General features: G+C 52.6%; 9 protein-coding genes and 1 pseudogene. 7 read left to right on the forward strand and 3 right to left on the reverse strand.

Features of this window, described 5'->3' with window-relative positions:
- The first annotated feature begins 14 nt into the window (after positions 1 to 14).
- The 4 genes from ERD80_RS07500 to ERD80_RS07515 all read left to right on the forward strand — a co-directional run bounded on the left by ERD80_RS07500 (position 15) and on the right by ERD80_RS07515 (position 5,066).
- Positions 15 to 524, forward strand: coding sequence for a fimbrial protein (locus ERD80_RS07500; RefSeq protein WP_136546407.1), 510 nt, complete (start codon positions 15 to 17; stop codon positions 522 to 524).
- Positions 525 to 652: 128 nt separating this feature from the next.
- Positions 653 to 1,276 carry a fimbria/pilus periplasmic chaperone gene (locus ERD80_RS07505; RefSeq protein ID WP_248295841.1) on the forward strand — a complete coding sequence of 208 codons (624 nt, stop codon included), beginning with the start codon at positions 653 to 655 and terminating at the stop codon, positions 1,274 to 1,276.
- A 50-nt stretch (positions 1,277 to 1,326) separates the two neighbouring features.
- Positions 1,327 to 3,855 carry a fimbria/pilus outer membrane usher protein gene (locus tag ERD80_RS07510; RefSeq protein ID WP_136546411.1) on the forward strand — a complete coding sequence of 843 codons (2,529 nt, stop codon included), beginning with the start codon at positions 1,327 to 1,329 and terminating at the stop codon, positions 3,853 to 3,855.
- Between the two features lie 29 nt (positions 3,856 to 3,884).
- Positions 3,885 to 5,066: a fimbrial protein gene (locus tag ERD80_RS07515; RefSeq protein ID WP_136546413.1), complete on the forward strand. Its 1,182-nt coding sequence runs from the start codon at positions 3,885 to 3,887 to the stop codon at positions 5,064 to 5,066.
- 1,725 nt (positions 5,067 to 6,791) lie between these two features.
- On the opposite strand, the gene ERD80_RS07520 is transcribed toward ERD80_RS07515, so the two are convergent.
- From ERD80_RS07520 to ERD80_RS07530, 3 genes and pseudogenes are all read right to left on the reverse strand, one after another.
- Positions 6,792 to 7,175 (reverse strand): nitroreductase family protein, encoded by a 384-nt coding sequence (locus tag ERD80_RS07520; protein WP_136546415.1) that lies wholly within the window; start codon positions 7,173 to 7,175, stop codon positions 6,792 to 6,794.
- A gap of 280 nt (positions 7,176 to 7,455) precedes the next feature.
- A pseudogene (locus ERD80_RS22825) lies at positions 7,456 to 7,683 on the reverse strand (hypothetical protein).
- Between the two features lie 301 nt (positions 7,684 to 7,984).
- Positions 7,985 to 8,158 (reverse strand): cold shock domain-containing protein, encoded by a 174-nt coding sequence (locus tag ERD80_RS07530; RefSeq protein ID WP_136546417.1) that lies wholly within the window; start codon positions 8,156 to 8,158, stop codon positions 7,985 to 7,987.
- Here ERD80_RS07530 and ERD80_RS07535 point away from each other — a divergent pair.
- The 3 genes from ERD80_RS07535 (at position 8,115) to ERD80_RS07540 (ending at position 17,290) form a co-directional block, all read left to right on the forward strand.
- Complete coding sequence (locus tag ERD80_RS07535; protein WP_136546442.1) at positions 8,115 to 8,306, forward strand: cold shock domain-containing protein; 192 nt, start codon at positions 8,115 to 8,117, stop codon at positions 8,304 to 8,306. The two genes, ERD80_RS07530 and ERD80_RS07535, sit on opposite strands and share 44 nt — an antisense overlap.
- An 81-nt stretch (positions 8,307 to 8,387) precedes the next feature.
- Positions 8,388 to 8,561, forward strand: coding sequence for a YnfU family zinc-binding protein (locus ERD80_RS22830; RefSeq protein ID WP_282183361.1), 174 nt, complete (start codon positions 8,388 to 8,390; stop codon positions 8,559 to 8,561).
- 146 nt (positions 8,562 to 8,707) lie between these two features.
- Positions 8,708 to 17,290, forward strand: a complete 8,583-nt coding sequence (locus tag ERD80_RS07540; protein ID WP_136546419.1) for a glucoamylase family protein — start codon at positions 8,708 to 8,710, stop codon at positions 17,288 to 17,290.
- Positions 17,291 to 17,296: the final 6 nt, after the last annotated feature.

Raw genomic sequence — 17,296 nt, forward strand, 5'->3', positions numbered from 1 at the left:
CTGCGTCAGCGCTCATGTTAATCGCAATCGGAGCGAACGTGCACGCTGCGTCAACAGGCACCATTAACTTTAATGGTGAACTCACGGCCACCACCTGTGACGTTTCCGTTAACGGTTCAGGTCCAAGCGCTACGGTAAGACTGCCGACCCTGAGTGTGGCAGATCTAGCAACACCGGGGGTACCCGGCGGCACCACCAAATTCAACATGGCGCTCAGCAACTGCGCCGGAACGCTGACCACGGCATCCGCCTTCTTTGAAGCGGGTCCGACGGTCGACCTGACTTCAGGTCGCCTGAACAGCTCAGGCACTGCCAGTAATGTGCAACTGGAGTTACTGGATGGCTCAAGCTCAACGCTGGCCCCTATCAACGTCGGCGACTCGGCGCAGATCACTGACACCACTTATCTCGACGTATCTGGCGGCACCGCAACTCTTCCATACGCGGTTCAATATTACCCTACGGCTGCACCAACCGCAGGCACCGTGGTCAGCAGCGTCGTGTATTCAATTCAGTACAAATAAAACCCGGGGCCTCGGCCCCTTATTCCACGTGAGGGGGAATCATGTTCAGTCTTACCCGCCGGGCGGTGATACCCGCATTTTTTCTTTCGCTCCTTTCCGCTTATTCCACCGTCTCATCCGCAAGCGTTGTGATTAGTGGCACGCGCGTCATCTATCCGCAGGCGGAAAAAACTATTTCTGTGCAGTTAACCAACGAAGGGGACAGTCCCGTGCTGGCACAGAGCTGGATCGATGAGGGTAACAGTGACGCCAGTCCGGAGACCCTGCAGGTTCCGTTCCTGCTGTCGCCGCCGATTAACCGCATCGAACCCAAAAAAGGCCAGACACTGCGCATCAGCTATACCGGAAAGGCGCTGCCTGCCGGGCGCGAAAGCGTGTTCTGGCTCAACGTGCTGGAAATACCAGCCAAGGCGAAAAGTGCAGACAATATGCTGCAGATGGCCTTCCGCACGCGCATCAAAGTTTTCTTCCGCCCTTCCGGCCTGAAGGGAACACCTACGCAGGCAGCTGAGCAGCTCGTCTGGAGCATGTCAGGAAGTCAGGTGAAGGCTGCGAATACTTCGCAGTATCACGTCTCGCTGGTCCGGGTGGGCATCAAAGGGGATACCCGCAAGCCTGCCGAAGGAAAAATGATATCGCCGGCAGGCTCTGAACTGTTCAGCGTTCCCGGCGCAGAGCGGGGTAAAACGCTGAGCATTCAGTGGGTCAACGATTACGGTGCCATCGTCATCAACGACGTCGTTATCAAATAAATCATTATTTTCCGCGTTATACGAGATTTTACGGGAGTCAGGGGCAGGCTATGTCAGTTTGTAACATCACACCGCGGGCAGGCCAGCTCGCCCGGGCAGTAAGACTGGCTCTTCTGAGCGCCGCACTGGTGGCAAGCGACAGTGCCCTGGCGGAGGAAGCCGAAAAAAACGTCGAGTTTGACCCTGTTTTCCTGCAGGGATTTGGCGGCACCAACAACGACCTGAGCCGCTTCTCCGCTGGCTCCAGTGCCACCCCTGGCCGCTATCAGGTTTCCGTTTATCTGGGCGAAGAGTATCTCTCTCTGCAGGAAGTGACGTTTAATCAGACGGATAAGGGCGTCATCCCCTGCCTGTCACCTGAGCTTCTGGCCGCGATTTCTTTTAATGATTCACAGCTGCCTGAGCCGATGCGTCAGGTACTGAAGCAGCCTCAGCCGTGCAGCGACCTGGCGGCACTTCTGCCTGACGCAAGGGCAACTTTCGACAGCAACGAGCAGCGACTGACGCTCTCTATACCCCAGCGTTACCTGCGTCAGAATGCCCGTGGTGAGGTTGACCCTCTGCTCTGGGACCGCGGCATCAACAGCGGGTTTGTCAGCTATGGCCTGAATGCCTGGCAAAACAGTTATCGCGGCAGCAGTGATAATTCGCTGTATGCCAGCATTAACTCCGGCCTGAATGTTGACGGCTGGTATCTGCGTCACAACGGTATCTGGAATCACGGTATCGGACAGGACGGCTATGCCGCCCTGAATACTTACGTTCAGCGCGACCTTACCACGCTGCGTAGCCGTCTGCTCGCAGGTCAGTCGAACACGTCTGGCGTGCTCTTTGACACGCTGCCCTTTACCGGCGTGCAGATAAGTTCGGATGAGCGGATGCTGCCGGCCTCACAGCGCGGCTATGCCCCTGACATTCGAGGCATTGCGCGCACCAATGCCCGCGTGACCGTTCGTCAGAGTGGGAATGTTATCTATGAGACCACGGTTTCTCCGGGTGAATTTCTGATAAATGACCTTTATCCGACCGGCTACGGTGGAGACCTTCAGGTCACGGTGACGGAAGCTGACGGCACTCTGCAGCAGTTCAGCGTCCCCTATGCGGCGGTCGCACAGCTTTTACGGCCGGGTAATGCGCAGTTCTCCCTGACCGCGGGCCGCCTGCGCAGTGAGCTCGTTGATGACAGCCCTGCCCTTTATCAGGGAACCCTCCAGTACGGTTTATCGAACACCCTGACCGGCTATAGCGGCCTGCAGCTGAGTGAAAACTATTACGCCATTCTGGCGGGAGCGGCCGTTTCAACGCCCGCCGGCGCCGTGGCCGCAGACGTCACTCAGGCCACCACGCAGTTGGGTAAAAAAGACAGCAGCATGAGTGGTCAGAGCTACCGCCTCAGCTGGAACAAAACCCTGACGGACACCGGCAGCAACCTGTCGCTGGCGACGTACCGCTTCTCCACGTCCGGCTACATGGACTTCCTCACGGCGATGCAGTCGCGACAGGCCGTTGAGCGCGGCACAGATATTAATCGCCTCTACCGGGCAAAGAACCGCGCGACCCTGACCGCATCGCAGGCGCTGCCTGAAAACTTCGGCCAGTTTTATGTCAGTGGATCAGTGCAGAACTACTGGAATCAGCCGGGCAGCGACGTGCAGTACCAGCTTGGCTACAACAATCAGTATAAAACGGTCAGCTGGGGTCTGAGCGCCGGGCGTGCACAGACGAGAACGGGAGCACAGCAGACCACCTATCTGCTCTCCATGAGCTTCCCGCTGGGCCGATCGGACGGCGGTCAGCCTTATGTGCGCATGGACTGGAATCGCGACAGCAACGGCGGTAACGCGCAGCAGGCCACCCTGTCAGGGAACCTGGGAGACAGTAATCAGTATGGCTACAGTGCAACCGCAAGTCATGACGTGCGTGCCGGAGACAGCGGTTCACTGAACGGGCAGTATCGCTCACCCGTCACCAGCTTTAATGGTGGTATCTCGAAAGGCGCTGGCTATCGCAGTACTTCACTCGGTGCATCCGGCACGCTGGTTGCGCACGCTGGCGGTGTGACGTTATCACCTTACACCGGCGAAACCATGGCTCTGGTTGAGGCAAAAGGCGCGAAAGGGGCTCAGGTGTCAGGCTATCCGGGTATAGAGATTGACAGCTTCGGTTATGCGGCCGTGCCGTATCTCAACCCCTATCAGTTCAACGATATCCAGATTGATCCTAAAAATGCGCCTGAGGATATCGAGCTCGAGAATACACAGCAGCGCGTCGCACCCTGGGCCGGTGCTGTCGTGAAGGTTAACTTCAACAGCCAGAAAGGCATGCCGCTGTTAATCAGCGGAAGCTTCAAAGGACAACCGCTTCCCTTTGGGGCTGACGTACAGAACTCACGGGGTGAACGCGTAGGCAGCGTCGGCCAGGGGGGGCAGCTTTATGCCCGCGTGAAAGAGGAAAGTGGCAGCCTGACGGTGAGCTGGGCTGAAGGCGCTCAGGGTAAATGCACGATTCAGTACCGTGTTCCTGCCAGTAAAGGCAAAAAGCCGGGCGTACTGAATGAAATAACAGGCATCTGCAAATAATTTAGCGGATAGCCCGCAGGAGTTAAGAAATGAAATCTACTGAAAAAGCCGACAAGAACAAGATAAAGAATATTTTTTCATACGCGATAGCGCTGTCTCTCGGGCTGATGGCCTTCGCAGCTCATGCTGACGACTGTGACTTTGCCACTGGACAGGGTCCACTTGTGTATACCGTCCCATTAACGGCGCCGAACATTACGATAGGAGCCGATGTGCCTGTAGATACCATTGTTCATCGGCAGCGGATAACAACAGACGGAAGCAGGACGCCTTACCTTATCTGCCACACAACCAATTCTGCACAGCCCTTTGATATTGAACAGTATGTACACGTAACGAGCACGCCAGGGCTGGTTCCCGGCTGGGGCGGAAAGTACGCAGGCATGCTTTACCAGACGTCTGTACCAGGTATTGGCGTTGCGGTGATTAATGAAGATGGTAACGCAGCAAGTGTGGGTCAGCCGCTAGGCATTTCGCCCATGTTTAAATGGTCTTATCCATCGACTCAGTTCGGCGCAAATCCAACACTGATCCGCAATAATTTCTCGCTGGTCTTCGTCAAGACCGGTCCGATTTCTGGCGGTCGGATAGATGGTGCCCAGTTGCCAACGTTTATTCTTGACGTAAAAGGCTCAAGAAGCGTAACGGGGCTCCCAAAAGAAGCCTATCGGGAAAATTTCAGCGGTTCAATTAACGTCATTGCAGGCACGTGTAAAACGCCTGACGTAACGGTTCAGATGGGCAGTTACAGCATGGACAAGTATTTTAACGGCAGCGTAAAAACCACCCCGTGGAAGCCCTTTAACATTACCCTGACGGACTGCCCGGCATTCTATGGCTCTTACACAGACGCGGTGAATTCTCCTGGTTATATCGTAGGCGGGGCCATTACGCCAGGGCTGCGGGGGCTGAACCGCTTTGCAATGAACATTGCACCGACCTTCGGTGCCATCGATGCGCTGCAGGGGATTATCAAGTTAGATGGTGCGGCTGATAGCGCCAGAGGAATTGGTATTCAGCTGGCAACCGGCGATGCTTCTGCCCCCTCACCGGTCCCGTTTAACCTGAATAATGCGTATCAGACAGCGGTAGACAGCGGCGCTCCGGGCACGCATACAATCCCAATGCAGGCACGCTACTATCAGACCGAGTCTCGGGTAACTCCCGGCTCGGCTAATAGCAAGGCAGTATTTACTATTGACTATTACTGATTCCAGCAAACGGAAGATGCACTGTATCGCAAGCAAGCCTACATGAATGCGGCCCCCACGGAGTAAGAAAAGTCATGACAATAAAAAAGTTTGAAATGGCTGGTGGACTGTGAAATTTATGATATCTGTGAGCTCATGAATTATGGTGGCGTTTTAATGAGGAGCGACAAGCATCTAGCGACTAATAAACGCTGCAATCTGTGTAGAGCAGCGATTGAAAAGTTTGAAGGCACCGGGCCCCACAATAGTGTTTTTTTCGCAATTAATAGACTCCTATGCCCCGTACGCGCAGTTATTATCATGAGCTTACAAAAGATGAGCCTGAGAGGATCCGTACAGGCAAGGATCTCTGTAAGACGGTTCCTCTGTGCGACAGGTTCACTTTTCTGTAGGTATCCGAAAAGAATGAACTGATATTTTTACCATCACAATGCCGTACCTTTTGATAACGTTGACGGTAAAATCTGGTTCACAGCTAATCACCTCGTTGAATTGCTGGGATACAACTATGCAAAACAGGTAAGCAAAATCTATCACCGCCATGAATACGAGTTTACAGGCAGCATTAAAACGCGAACCAAAGTGGCGAAGAATGGAATAAACAACAGCTTACGTGCTCTGTGCCAGGCCTAATAGCCGGGCGGTCCTCAAACGGGGGCCGGATTATCCGTCAGGACGCCGGGGGGCACTGTGACCACTCGTAATAAAATCAGCGAGTTACTCATTAATCTTCTGGCTGCCAGCTCTCGTATGGCAGACATAGTGACGGTCCCGAACAAATCAAAAGCTTAAGCTGTGTTTGAATGCCCCCCCTTTCTGAGAAGTTATTGCAACAACCTGAAGGTTTTGCACTATCTGGGTAAAACCCATTCGGACCTGACTTTCATTTTCTAAACCGACCACCAGCCTTTTGATGGTGAGCCACTGTGGCCGGCAGGACGTGAAAAAATGAGCGGGTCCTCCCGGCGGGGTACCCTGTCCACGAGGCGGCGGCCCCGCGGAAAACGGCTGATTTTTGCATTTTCATGGTGGCGGCGGCAGGTCCCTTAACTTATTGATAATGATGATTAATTTTTAAGATCACCTGTACACTTTTTTTTCAGGGGTGTCATTAGACCAGTTGTTAAAGTTATGAAATTAATGAATAAAATTGGGTTTCACCTGCCAGGTTGAGCTGCCTGGTCAAATTCAAACCACTTGTGGTGCCTTTCACTGGCGCATTTTTGAGATCGCAGAGGAGATGGGATTTTATAACACCACCAAAAGTAGACAGATGAAGTTGAAGAATTAAGGGGGGCAGCGCCTATGGGCTGCTCTGGACGCAGAGTTTAAGGTAAAGCATGACCATGATGACAAAAGTGACGAAGAATGGAATAAACAACAGCTTACGTGGCATTTCAGTAAGGCTGTTTTCTCCAGGCTGTGCTTATCTCATTCGAAACGTTCTAATGGTGATGAGCTGTGCCGGTAGGGTTGGCAGCTCGGCAGCCTCGAGTGGTTTAAATCATCGATGCAAACATCGCAATTATTTGTTGCTCGAAAGCGAGGGGAGAAGGAGGGTAGTGGCTGCTTGCTTATATGTGGCAGGCCTGACATTACTGATCGCACTGAAAGCTCATGTCGAGTGTCCGCTTTGTGCCAGAAGCGGACATTGGGCTGTGCATGTTATTCAGTTCTAGGTATCCTGGCTGACACTTAGCCAGTACATTTAATAAAGCATTTCAGTTACTGATGGAAGATGACACTTTCACCGAGGGGCGCTTTATTAATTCTGTCTTGATTTGCAGGGTAATCCCGGCCCGGGTAGCCCAGAGAGATGCCGAACAGTAATTTCAACGCGGGGTCCACACGCAGTTCTTTGCGGATGGTTTCGGCATAAAAGCCCAGCATGTTCTGCGGAATACCTCCTAACCCGGGAGCGGTGAGAGACAGCAGAAGCGTCTGAGCGTACATACCTATGTCACCCGCAACACGAACGTTATCGCCCACTTCTGGCATAAAAAGCAGCACAACATGGGGCGCGCCAAAGAATTCCAGGTTACGACGTGAATCATCGCGACGCTGCTCAAAATCCTCGCATTTATCCTTATGTCTTGTTGCATCAGTCATACCTGATAAACTTAAAGCAGAAGAGTCAATAAGTTAATTAGCCCTGCCGCTTAGTAAGATTTCTCACAAAAGGCAAGATGGTAGGTAGGGCGAGAGAGCCTGCATTTTGTCAGAGGAAAGTGAATCATTCTCTCTTTTCAGAGGGAAGTTCTAAAAAGTTGAATGTGAAAAAAAGCCTGCTGTTAGCAGGCCATAAATGTTATTAACTCATTTTTTGTTCGCTTCTGATAAATAGGGTGAGTATGCAGTTAAACGTGAAGCATAGAGCATAACAAAAATGCTATAAATATTTCCTGGCCGCATTAAGTATCTCCTGTGACGTTAACTCCCTGTCAGAAGCTACGTAAACAATACCATGATCGCCAGTTAAGGAAGGAAAACTTGCAGACATAATCCGAAGATGTGTTTCTTCACCGTTTGGATATTACTGCCTGATAGAGGATATACCTTCCAGAACTGTCATGACTTTACAGGATTCAGCATTAAAGAAAACAAGGACTTTTATCATATTCTATTACCTTGTTCTCGCGTGAATGTTAACTGGCAGATGCCATTAAGGTAAAAGCAAAGACGTGATGCTTTCGGAGGCAGCCTCGCCTCTTACGCACTTTATTATTTAACAAGCAGTTAGCTTCTGCTTTCAGACTTTTATGCAGCAGTCCTGCACTTCATTACATCGGTCAGCACACTCATAATTGCGAAAAAATATGCTGACCTGATATTAAGAATAAACGACTTTCATCTAATTTAAGTTATGGATCTGTCTACTCAGGAATAATCCTTCATCGTTATCGCAGATCCACAATGATTTATTTATCGCAAAGTATTACGTTTGCAGCAGCAGGACCTTTGTCACCGCTGTGAATGGCGAATTCAACTTTCTGTCCTTCAAATAAAGTTTTAAAGTTGTCGCCATTAAGTGCAGAAAAATGGACAAAGATATCTTTGCTGCCATCAAGAGGAGATGGTAAAGGCCTCATCATCCCATCTGATGGCCGAAAAGACGTTCTGCTTCACATTTCAGCCGTTAACTCCCGCGAATCAGAATTACTCATCCCTGGAAGCCGCATAGAATTTTGCCGGATAAACGGTCTCAGGGGGCCTGTGGCTGCGAACATTTATCTTTCCTGATTTTCAGTGTGTCAAAATAAATAGATTAAAACTTAACCACATGTGGTACGGTGAAGCTCATTCATTGAAAGGTTAATGGTTATGTCTGTTATCAATTACGCAATGAAACTCTTCAGCAGTGCGTCCACTGCCACTGCTGCCTGTCCTGTTTGTGGCTTAAAATCAGCACAACCGTTGTCAAAAATCCGGCTCAACCAGGCCATGCTTTGCCCCGGATGTAAATCTCTGTTTATCTTCCAACGCCAGTTCGAGTAAAACCGCAGATCAGAGCCCATGTCCTATACTTATGTTAGATTCCGGCAGCTGTTAAATCCCTGATGCCTGACGCCCATCCTGAGAGAACGTTTCTGAACTGATTTCGCAACTGCTCCTGCGCGTTAACGTCGCATCAGAGCAATGCTATGAAAATGAACCCAAGAGCGTGGTTTAACCGCCCCCGTATTCCGATGAATGCTGCCGAAAACGTAACGTTTTCGGCGAACGATCCTGCGAGTGAAAGCACACCGCGGTCAGAACTCTTTTCGACCGTCCAGATGGAGCGCTACGGTCAGAAGCTGGCGCAGACTCATAAAGTATCGCCGGATAAACATCCTTATTATCTTCTGAAACGGCTTGGCGACAATGAGGACGTCATCACCCAAAACTGCTATGAGCTTAACGCGGGTAAAAAGACCAGTATCATGCCCGCCGGTGAATGGTTGCTGGACAATTATTATCTTATTGAGGAACAAATCCGTACCGTCCGCCAGCACTTGCCGAAAAGTTTTGGAAAAGGTCTCCCGTCGCTGGTATCGCCACTGAATTGCCCACGAATTTATCATATCGCATTAGAGGCAGTTGCTCACGGTGATGGCCGCTGGGATGCCGCGAGCCTGACCAGCTATCTCACTGCCTATCAACAGGTGACACCGCTGACGCTAGGTGAAGTCTGGGCACTACCGGGAATGCTGCGCCTGGCGCTGATTGAAAATCTTCGTCGTATCAGCATGGAAGTGATAAATGCGCAGCAGGACAGAAACCTTGCCGATACGTGGATAACCAGGATTTTCGAATGTGCAAAGAGTGCACCTGGTAATTTAATCATGGTGGTTGCTGATATGGCGCGCTCCCGCCCCCCGTTAACCAGCGCGTTTGTCGCAGAGCTGATGCGGCGCCTGCAAGGGCATGGCAACGCGCTGTCGTTACCTCTGACCTGGGTTGATCAGTGCCTTCGGGAACAGGGGCTCACCACCGACGTTCTCATACATAGTTTCAATCAACAGCTTGCCGCCAGCCAGCTGTCTGTCAGTAACAGCATCGCGGGTCTCCGATTAGTGAGTGAAACGGACTGGGCTGATCTCGCCGAAACGATAAGCGTCGTTGAACAGGCATTACGCAATGATCCTGCCGGGATCTATCCCCGGATGCACTTCAATACCCGGGATCATTACCGCCACGTTGTAGAGATCCTGGCCAGAGACAGTGGTCTCAGCGAGCATGAGGTTGCTGACAGGGTGCTGGCGCTTTCAGAGGAAAAAGCACCCAATACACCGGAACATCATGTTGGTTATTATCTCGCGGGCGAAGGTCGACAGACGCTGGAAATTCATCTCCTGGCAGACACTTCAGGACTCATACGCTTGCGGCACAGTTTCAACAGAATAACCCTGCTGTCATGGCTTGGCAGCCTGGCATTGTTGACAACCGCAGCGACCGCGGCAATATTGCACGAAACTGCCATGCAGGGCGCAGACTGGCTGTTAATCGCGGTGATATTGCCTCTGGTTATCGCTTTAACTCAGTTAATGAGTGATTTACTCAGTGACGCAACCACCCGTTTTCGCGTTCCTCGCCCCTTGCCGGGGATGGATTTTTCAACCGGAATTCCCGCTGACAGTGCCACCATGGTCGTCATCCCCTGCATGCTGACCAGCCACGAAAGTTTCAGCCAGCTCCTCTCCAGTCTTGAAGTCTGCTGGCTTGGGAATGAAAACGAAAATCTCAGGTTCGCGCTGCTCACTGATTTTGCTGATTCTGAAAATGAACCCTCGCCGGAAAGTCACGCGCTGCTCAGACAGGCGATCGCCGATACGCAGGCGCTGAATCGGCGCTACCCCTCCGATCCACCACGTTTTTATCTGTTACACCGCCAGCCTGAATGGAACCCCGAGGAAGGAATGTGGATGGGCTATGAACGCAAGCGGGGAAAACTGGCGTTACTGAACAGCTGGTTGCGCCATCCGGGGACGCAATTCGTCAGCGTTGCAGACATGCCTGCCCACATTTTACCGGGTCACATTAAATACGTCATTACCCTGGACAGTGATACGGTGCTGCCGCGCGATACGGCTCACAAACTGGTCGCGGCGATGGCCCATCCGTTGAATACGCCAGAGTATGATCCGGTACGCCAGAGGGTGGTCAAAGGATTTGGTATTTTACAACCCGGTCTTGCGGAGGAGATACCACGCAACGGTCAGGGGCGTTACGCAGGCCTGCGAAGCAGCATACCCGGCAATAACCCTTATTCGATGATGTCTTCGGATATCTATCAGGATCTCTTTGGGGAAGGATCGTTCGTGGGCAAAGGGATTTACGATGTTGACATTTTTATGCAGGCCACTGCCAACACCTGCCCGGAAAATCTGGTTCTCAGCCATGACCTACTCGAAGGGTGCTATGCGCGCTCGGGTCTGCTGAGTGAGGTGTTACTCTACGAACAGTACCCTAATAATTATCTGTCGGATGTTGCGCGGCGTTCACGCTGGATCCGGGGCGACTGGCAACTGCTTAACTGGCTGAAACCACGTGTCCGAAAAGCCGATGGAGCCCGGGCCAGGAATCCGCTGACTGCGCTTTCTTACTGGAAATTACTTGATAATCTGCGTCGCAGTCTGGTCGCTCCCTCTTTACTTGTATTGCTGTTCTTCACCCTGCTTGGGGTACCCAATCCGGTTTACTGGCTGGGCATCTTATCACTGATTTGGCTGTTGCCAGCCATCCTATGCATCACCCATGACCTTCTCCATAAACCTCTGCGCCGCCGCCTGAAGCCGCATCTGTTACTGGTGGGGTCGGGCGCGCTGAAGCGTCTGTCTGGAATCGGTCTTAATGTTGCGATACTGCCGCACGAAGCCGGTTATTCACTGAAAGCGATCGCCGTGACGCTATGGCGACTGGGGATAAGCAGGCGTCACCTCAGCCAGTGGGTCAGCCACAGCCAGGACAGCAATCAGGCCAGACCCACTGTTGCACGTTTTTATCAGGCGATGTGGCTGAATGTTGTCGGTGGCGTGGCGCTGATAATACTGACCGGACAATTTGCCCCCCAGCTACTGTGGATTGCGTTGCCGATCGGTTTGTTATGGTGCGTGGCACCGCTGCTGATGAGCTGGTTGAGTCGCCAGCCCGTGCGTAAGGTTTTTTCGCCAAATCAGAAACAAAAACAGCTGTTACGCCAGACAAGCCGTGAAATCTGGGCTTTTTTTGAAACCTTTGCCACAGCAAAAGAGAACTGGCTTCCGCCTGATAATTATCAGGAAATACCACAACCGAGGGTGGCACATCGAACTTCCCCTACCAATATTGGTCTTTCGCTTATGGCTAACCTGACGGCATGGGACTTTGGCTACCTGCCTGGCGGAGAGGTGCTCCGGCGCGTGTCGCTCACGCTCGACACGCTGGATAAAATGGAGCACTACCGGGGCCATCTCTACAACTGGTATGACACCCGTACGCTGGTCCCCCTCAGTCCACGCTATATCTCCAGCGTCGACAGCGGCAATATGGCCGGGCATTTGTTGACGCTGCGTGCAGGGCTGTCCGCCATGCGTCATCAGCCTGTTTTAAACAGCCAACAGATACTGGCAGGACTGAACGATACGCTGGATATTCTGGAAAAACAGTGGGGTCAGAACCCACCTGACAACCTGAGACTGCTGCGCAAACACTGCCTGAGCGCGGTGTCACTCTCTCCACAGGCATTTTTCAGTGAACTGAAAAACATGAGCATCCAGTGCAACCATCTGTCCACGTTATGTCATCAGGGGTCGCCCCTTCAGATTCGCTGGGCAGGACATCTGGAGAATCAACTGGTTCAGTTCTGCAATGAGTGGTCGTTATTGCTTGGCTGGTTACCTGTATCGTGGAACGAACAGACGCTGCCGACGCTGAGCGAGCTTGCCCGTCAGACATCAACCGGTACAGGAACATCACAGTCGTCAGCGACGGAGCAGGCCCGAATGCGACTCAATATTATCACCGAGCTAGAACAGCGGCTGGATGAGCATGCGAGGATGGATTTCGCCTTTCTGTACAGTGAAGCAACCAGTCTGCTCAGTATCGGTTATAACTGTGACACGAATACGCCTGACAAGAGCCACTACGATCTCCTGCCGTCTGAAATCCGCCTGACCAGTTTTCTTGCCATTGCGACTAATCAGTTACCTCTTAAAAGCTGGTACGCGCTGGGGCGATTGTTTACCACGATTGATAATGAAACTGCCCTGATGTCATGGAGTGGGTCCATGTTTGAATATCTGATGCCGAATCTGGTGATGCCCACCTGGCCCGGCAGCCTGCTCGATGAAATGAGTCAGTCGGCGGTTATGCGCCAGATTCACTGGGGGAAAGAACGCGGGGTACCATGGGGTGTTTCAGAGTCTGGTTATCATGCTTTTGATGTTCAGCATAATTATCAGTATCAGGCATTTGGCGTACCGGGTCTTGGTCTGCGCAGGGGGCTTGCCGATGACATGGTTGTTGCTCCTTACGCCACACTGCTGGCGCTGATGGTTTCCCCACAGAGAGCCTGTGAGAACCTGTTCAGGCTGCAAAAAAATGGTGCATGCGGCGAATACGGTTTTTATGAAGCGCTGGACTATACCCCCTCACGTCTTGCAACCGGCCAGCTTTATGCGGTCGTACAGTCCTGGATGGCGCATCACCAGGGTATGGCATTTCAGGCGCTGGCTCATGTGCTACTTGACGCCCCCATGACTGAACGCTTTATGTCCAGTACGGTATTCAGGTCAGCGAGTCTCCTGTTACAGGAGCGCGTGCCGGATGCGGTCGATCTGTACAGTCCGCGCCGTCACTTTGAATCTCATGAGGGCAGGGTCAAACCCGTTCGCTATGAACCCCGTATTTTCTATAGCGTGGATACACCAGCTCCTGATATTCAACTCCTGTCCAACGGCCATTATCATCTGATGTTGACCGCGGGCGGCGGTGGTTACAGTCGCTGGAATGATATTGCACTCACACGCTGGCGCAGTGATACCACCCGTGATAACTGGGGAGCATTCTGCTACATCCGTGATACACAGACGGGGGATGTATGGAGCAATACCTGGCAACCGACAGGCAACTTCAGCGGACAAGACGAGGAAGTTTTCTTCACCGATGCGGGGGCTGAATTCCGACGCACCTTCGGAGAACTTAGCGTCAAAACTCAGGTGGTGATCTCCCCGGAGGATGATGTTGAGTTGCGACGGCTCACACTGATCCATCGTGGTCGCCAGCCCCGCTCTCTGGAACTGACAACCTATGCTGAAGTGGTAATGGCACCTGATGCCAGCGATCTGGCACACCCTGCATTCAGCAATCTGTTTATTCAGACTGAGCTGGATCCTGAGCGTGGCGCCATTCTTTGCCACCGGCGCCCGCGCTCTCCGGATGAAGCGAGCCCCTGCCTGTTTCACATGATGGTGGTGCATGGCGATAACCGACATAACGTCTCGTTTGAAACGGACAGGGCAAAATTTCTTGGTCGTGGCAGAAACCCTGCTGATGCCCTAGCAATAGAGACGGGAGGGACGCTCAGCAACACGTCGGGGTCAGTGCTGGATCCGATACTGGCAATACGTCACTCCATCACTCTACAACCGGGGCATCCGGTCACGATTGATATCATTTATGGTATCAGCGAGACCCGCCAGCAGAGCCTGGCGCTGCTGGAAAAATATCGCGATTACCCTATTGCCGATCGCGTCTTTGAACTGGCCTGGTCTCACAGTCTGGTGGTATTACGCCAGATGAATGCCAGTGAAGATGATGCAACTTTGTTTAATCGTCTCGCCAGCGCTGTGCTTTACCCTGCCCAGGAGCTTCGCGCCGAAGGTCTGGTGATCAGCCGCAACCGGCGTGGTCAGTCCGGTCTGTGGGGCTGGGCAATTTCAGGCGATCTGCCGATAGTGCTGCTCAGTATAACCAGCGAAGAAAGTATTGCCTCAGTGACAACACTGATTCAGGCACACCGTTACTGGAGACAGAAAGGGCTGGATGTTGATTTGGTTATCCTGAATAACAGCCCCGGCGGCTACCAGCAGGGATTACAAAATCAGATTATGGAGTTAATTTATGCCGGGTCTGAAGCCAGTCTGCTGGATAAAAAGGGCGGGCTTTTTGTCCGCAACGGTGAGCATCTCTCCGCTGAGGATAAGTTGCTTTTGATGAGCGTGGCCTGTCTTTATCTTGATGACCGCGCTGAGGGTATTAATGAGCAGCTTAATCAGCGTATTCATACCCTGAAATCGCCGGCCAGGGCATTCATTCCGCGTGCTGTGCGCGAACGTAATCAACATACGGACTGGAGCCCTGATATCAGTCAGCTATGCCATTTCAATGGGTACGGTGGATTTTCTCAGGATGGGCGGGAGTATCAGATCGTCCTTCGGGAAAATGCGCTTACACCGGCTCCCTGGTCGAACATACTGGCAAATTCCCGTTTTGGCAGCGTGATCTCAGAGGCAGGACAGGCCTACTCCTGGTATGAGAATGCACATGAATACCGGTTGACACCGTGGGAGAACGATCCGGTGAGCGATCGCAGCGGCGAGGCATTTTACCTGCGCGATGAAGAGAGCGGGGAGTGCTGGTCGCCAACGGCTTTACCTATTCGCGGAAACGGTGATTACCTGACCCGCCATGGTTTTGGCTACAGCGTTTTTGCCCATCGAGAGAGTGGTATCGACAGCGAGTTGACGGTCCTGGTTGCCGAAGAGGATCCGGTTAAACTGGTGCTCCTGACGCTCAGTAACTCTTCGGGACGGACACGTCAACTTTCCGTCACAGGCTATGTAGAGTGGACGCTCGGAGAAACACGAACTCTCTCAGCTCCTCACATTGTGACACATGTGGCCAGAACGCCCGGCGGCTGCGGGGTGCTTGCGAACAACTTTTATGGTGATAATGGTGGCGGTCGAACTGCATTTTTTGCCGTCAGCGGTAATGACTGTTCTCTGACAGGGGACCGCCGGGAGTTTATTGGCCGTAATGGTTCCCTTCACGCCCCGTCGGCCATGAAACTGCAAAAGCTTTCTGGTAAGACGGGGGCCGGTCTGGATCCCTGCGGAGCGGTGCAATCGGCGGTGACATTAATTGACGGGGACCAGAGGACATTTATTTTTATCCTCGGCGCAGAGGAGAATGATGTTTATGCTCAGGAGACGCTGGCCCGTTACATGAACGAGGATACGGTCCGCCAGGAGCTGAACCGGATTCATAATCACTGGCACAATGTGCTCGATAAAATCGTAGTTAACACCCCCGACACGTCCATAAATTTACTGGTTAATGGCTGGCTGTTGTATCAGACGGTAGCCTGTCGTCTTATGGCTCGTAGTGGCTACTATCAGTCTGGCGGTGCATTTGGTTTTCGCGATCAGCTGCAGGACTCACTGGCACTGAGCCATGCCGATCCGAACCGGATGCGTGAACAGATAATACTCTGTGCCTCCCGGCAGTTTATCGAGGGGGATGTGCAGCACTGGTGGCACCCGCCACACGGCAACGGTGTCCGTACCCGTTGTTCCGATGACTACCTGTGGCTGCCGCTTGCCGTTTGCCACTATGTTGAAACGACGGGGGATATGGATGCTCTGGGAATATGCATTCCTTATCTGGAGGGACGCCCGCTTCAGCCTGGTGAAGAGTCTGTCTATGACACGCCGGTCATCAGCGGCACCGAAGAGACTCTCTGGTTACACTGTGTCAAAGCTATTCGACATGGGCTGCGGTTCGGGGAGCATGACCTGCCGCTGATGGGGGCTGGTGACTGGAATGACGGGATGAACCGGGTGGGTATCGAAGGCAAAGGCGAAAGCGTCTGGCTGGGCTTCTTCCTGTACGATATTTTGCAACGGTTTGCTGCGCTGGCGGAGCGCAGGCTGGATGAAAGTGTCGCCTCGATGTGCCGTTCACAGGCTCTGCGCCTGCAAAGCAATCTCGAAGCCCACGCCTGGGATGGTGAATGGTACCGGCGCGGATATTTTGACGATGGTACTCCCCTGGGGTCGAAAGCCTCACAGGACTGCCGGATTGATGCGATTGCGCAAAGCTGGTCTGTATTGTCCGGGGCCGCGAGCGCGGGGCGGTGTGCAAAGGCCATGCGGGCGCTGGATAAGCATCTTGTGGATAACGAAGGGGGACTGATTAAACTGTTAACGCCTCCTTTCGATGGACACGGTCCAAATCCAGGTTACATACAGGGGTACCTGCCCGGTGTGCGGGAAAACGGAGGGCAGTATACTCATGGCGCCATCTGGGCCGTGATGGCATTTGCCCGGATGGGGAATGCCGAACGTGCTTGGCAACTCTGGTCAATGCTCAACCCTATAAATCATACTCTGAATGCGGACTCTGTCGGGATTTATAAAGCTGAGCCTTATGTCATGAGTGCTGATGTCTACAGCGTCGCTCCCCATACCGGACGCGCAGGATGGAGCTGGTATACCGGTTCTGCTGGCTGGGCCTGGCGTTTGCTTACCGAGGAATTACTGGGGATAAAACGCACCGGCGCTGACTTTACTGTTCATGCCCGGTTACCGGATGAGTGGCCGTCTTTTTCTATGGCCTATCAGTATGCCGAAAGCCATTATCAGATTAGTGTCTCACGCGGCGATGCAGAATATTGCGTGACACTGGATGGTGTTCTCCTCTCTGATGACAGAATACCGCTGAAGAATGATGGACAAAACCATACGGTTGAGATCATTCAGAAATAACACTTA

Origin of the sequence: Pantoea sp. R102, from assembly GCF_004916815.1 — a bacterium.
Classification (GTDB): Bacteria; Pseudomonadota; Gammaproteobacteria; order Enterobacterales; family Enterobacteriaceae; genus Pantoea; species Pantoea dispersa.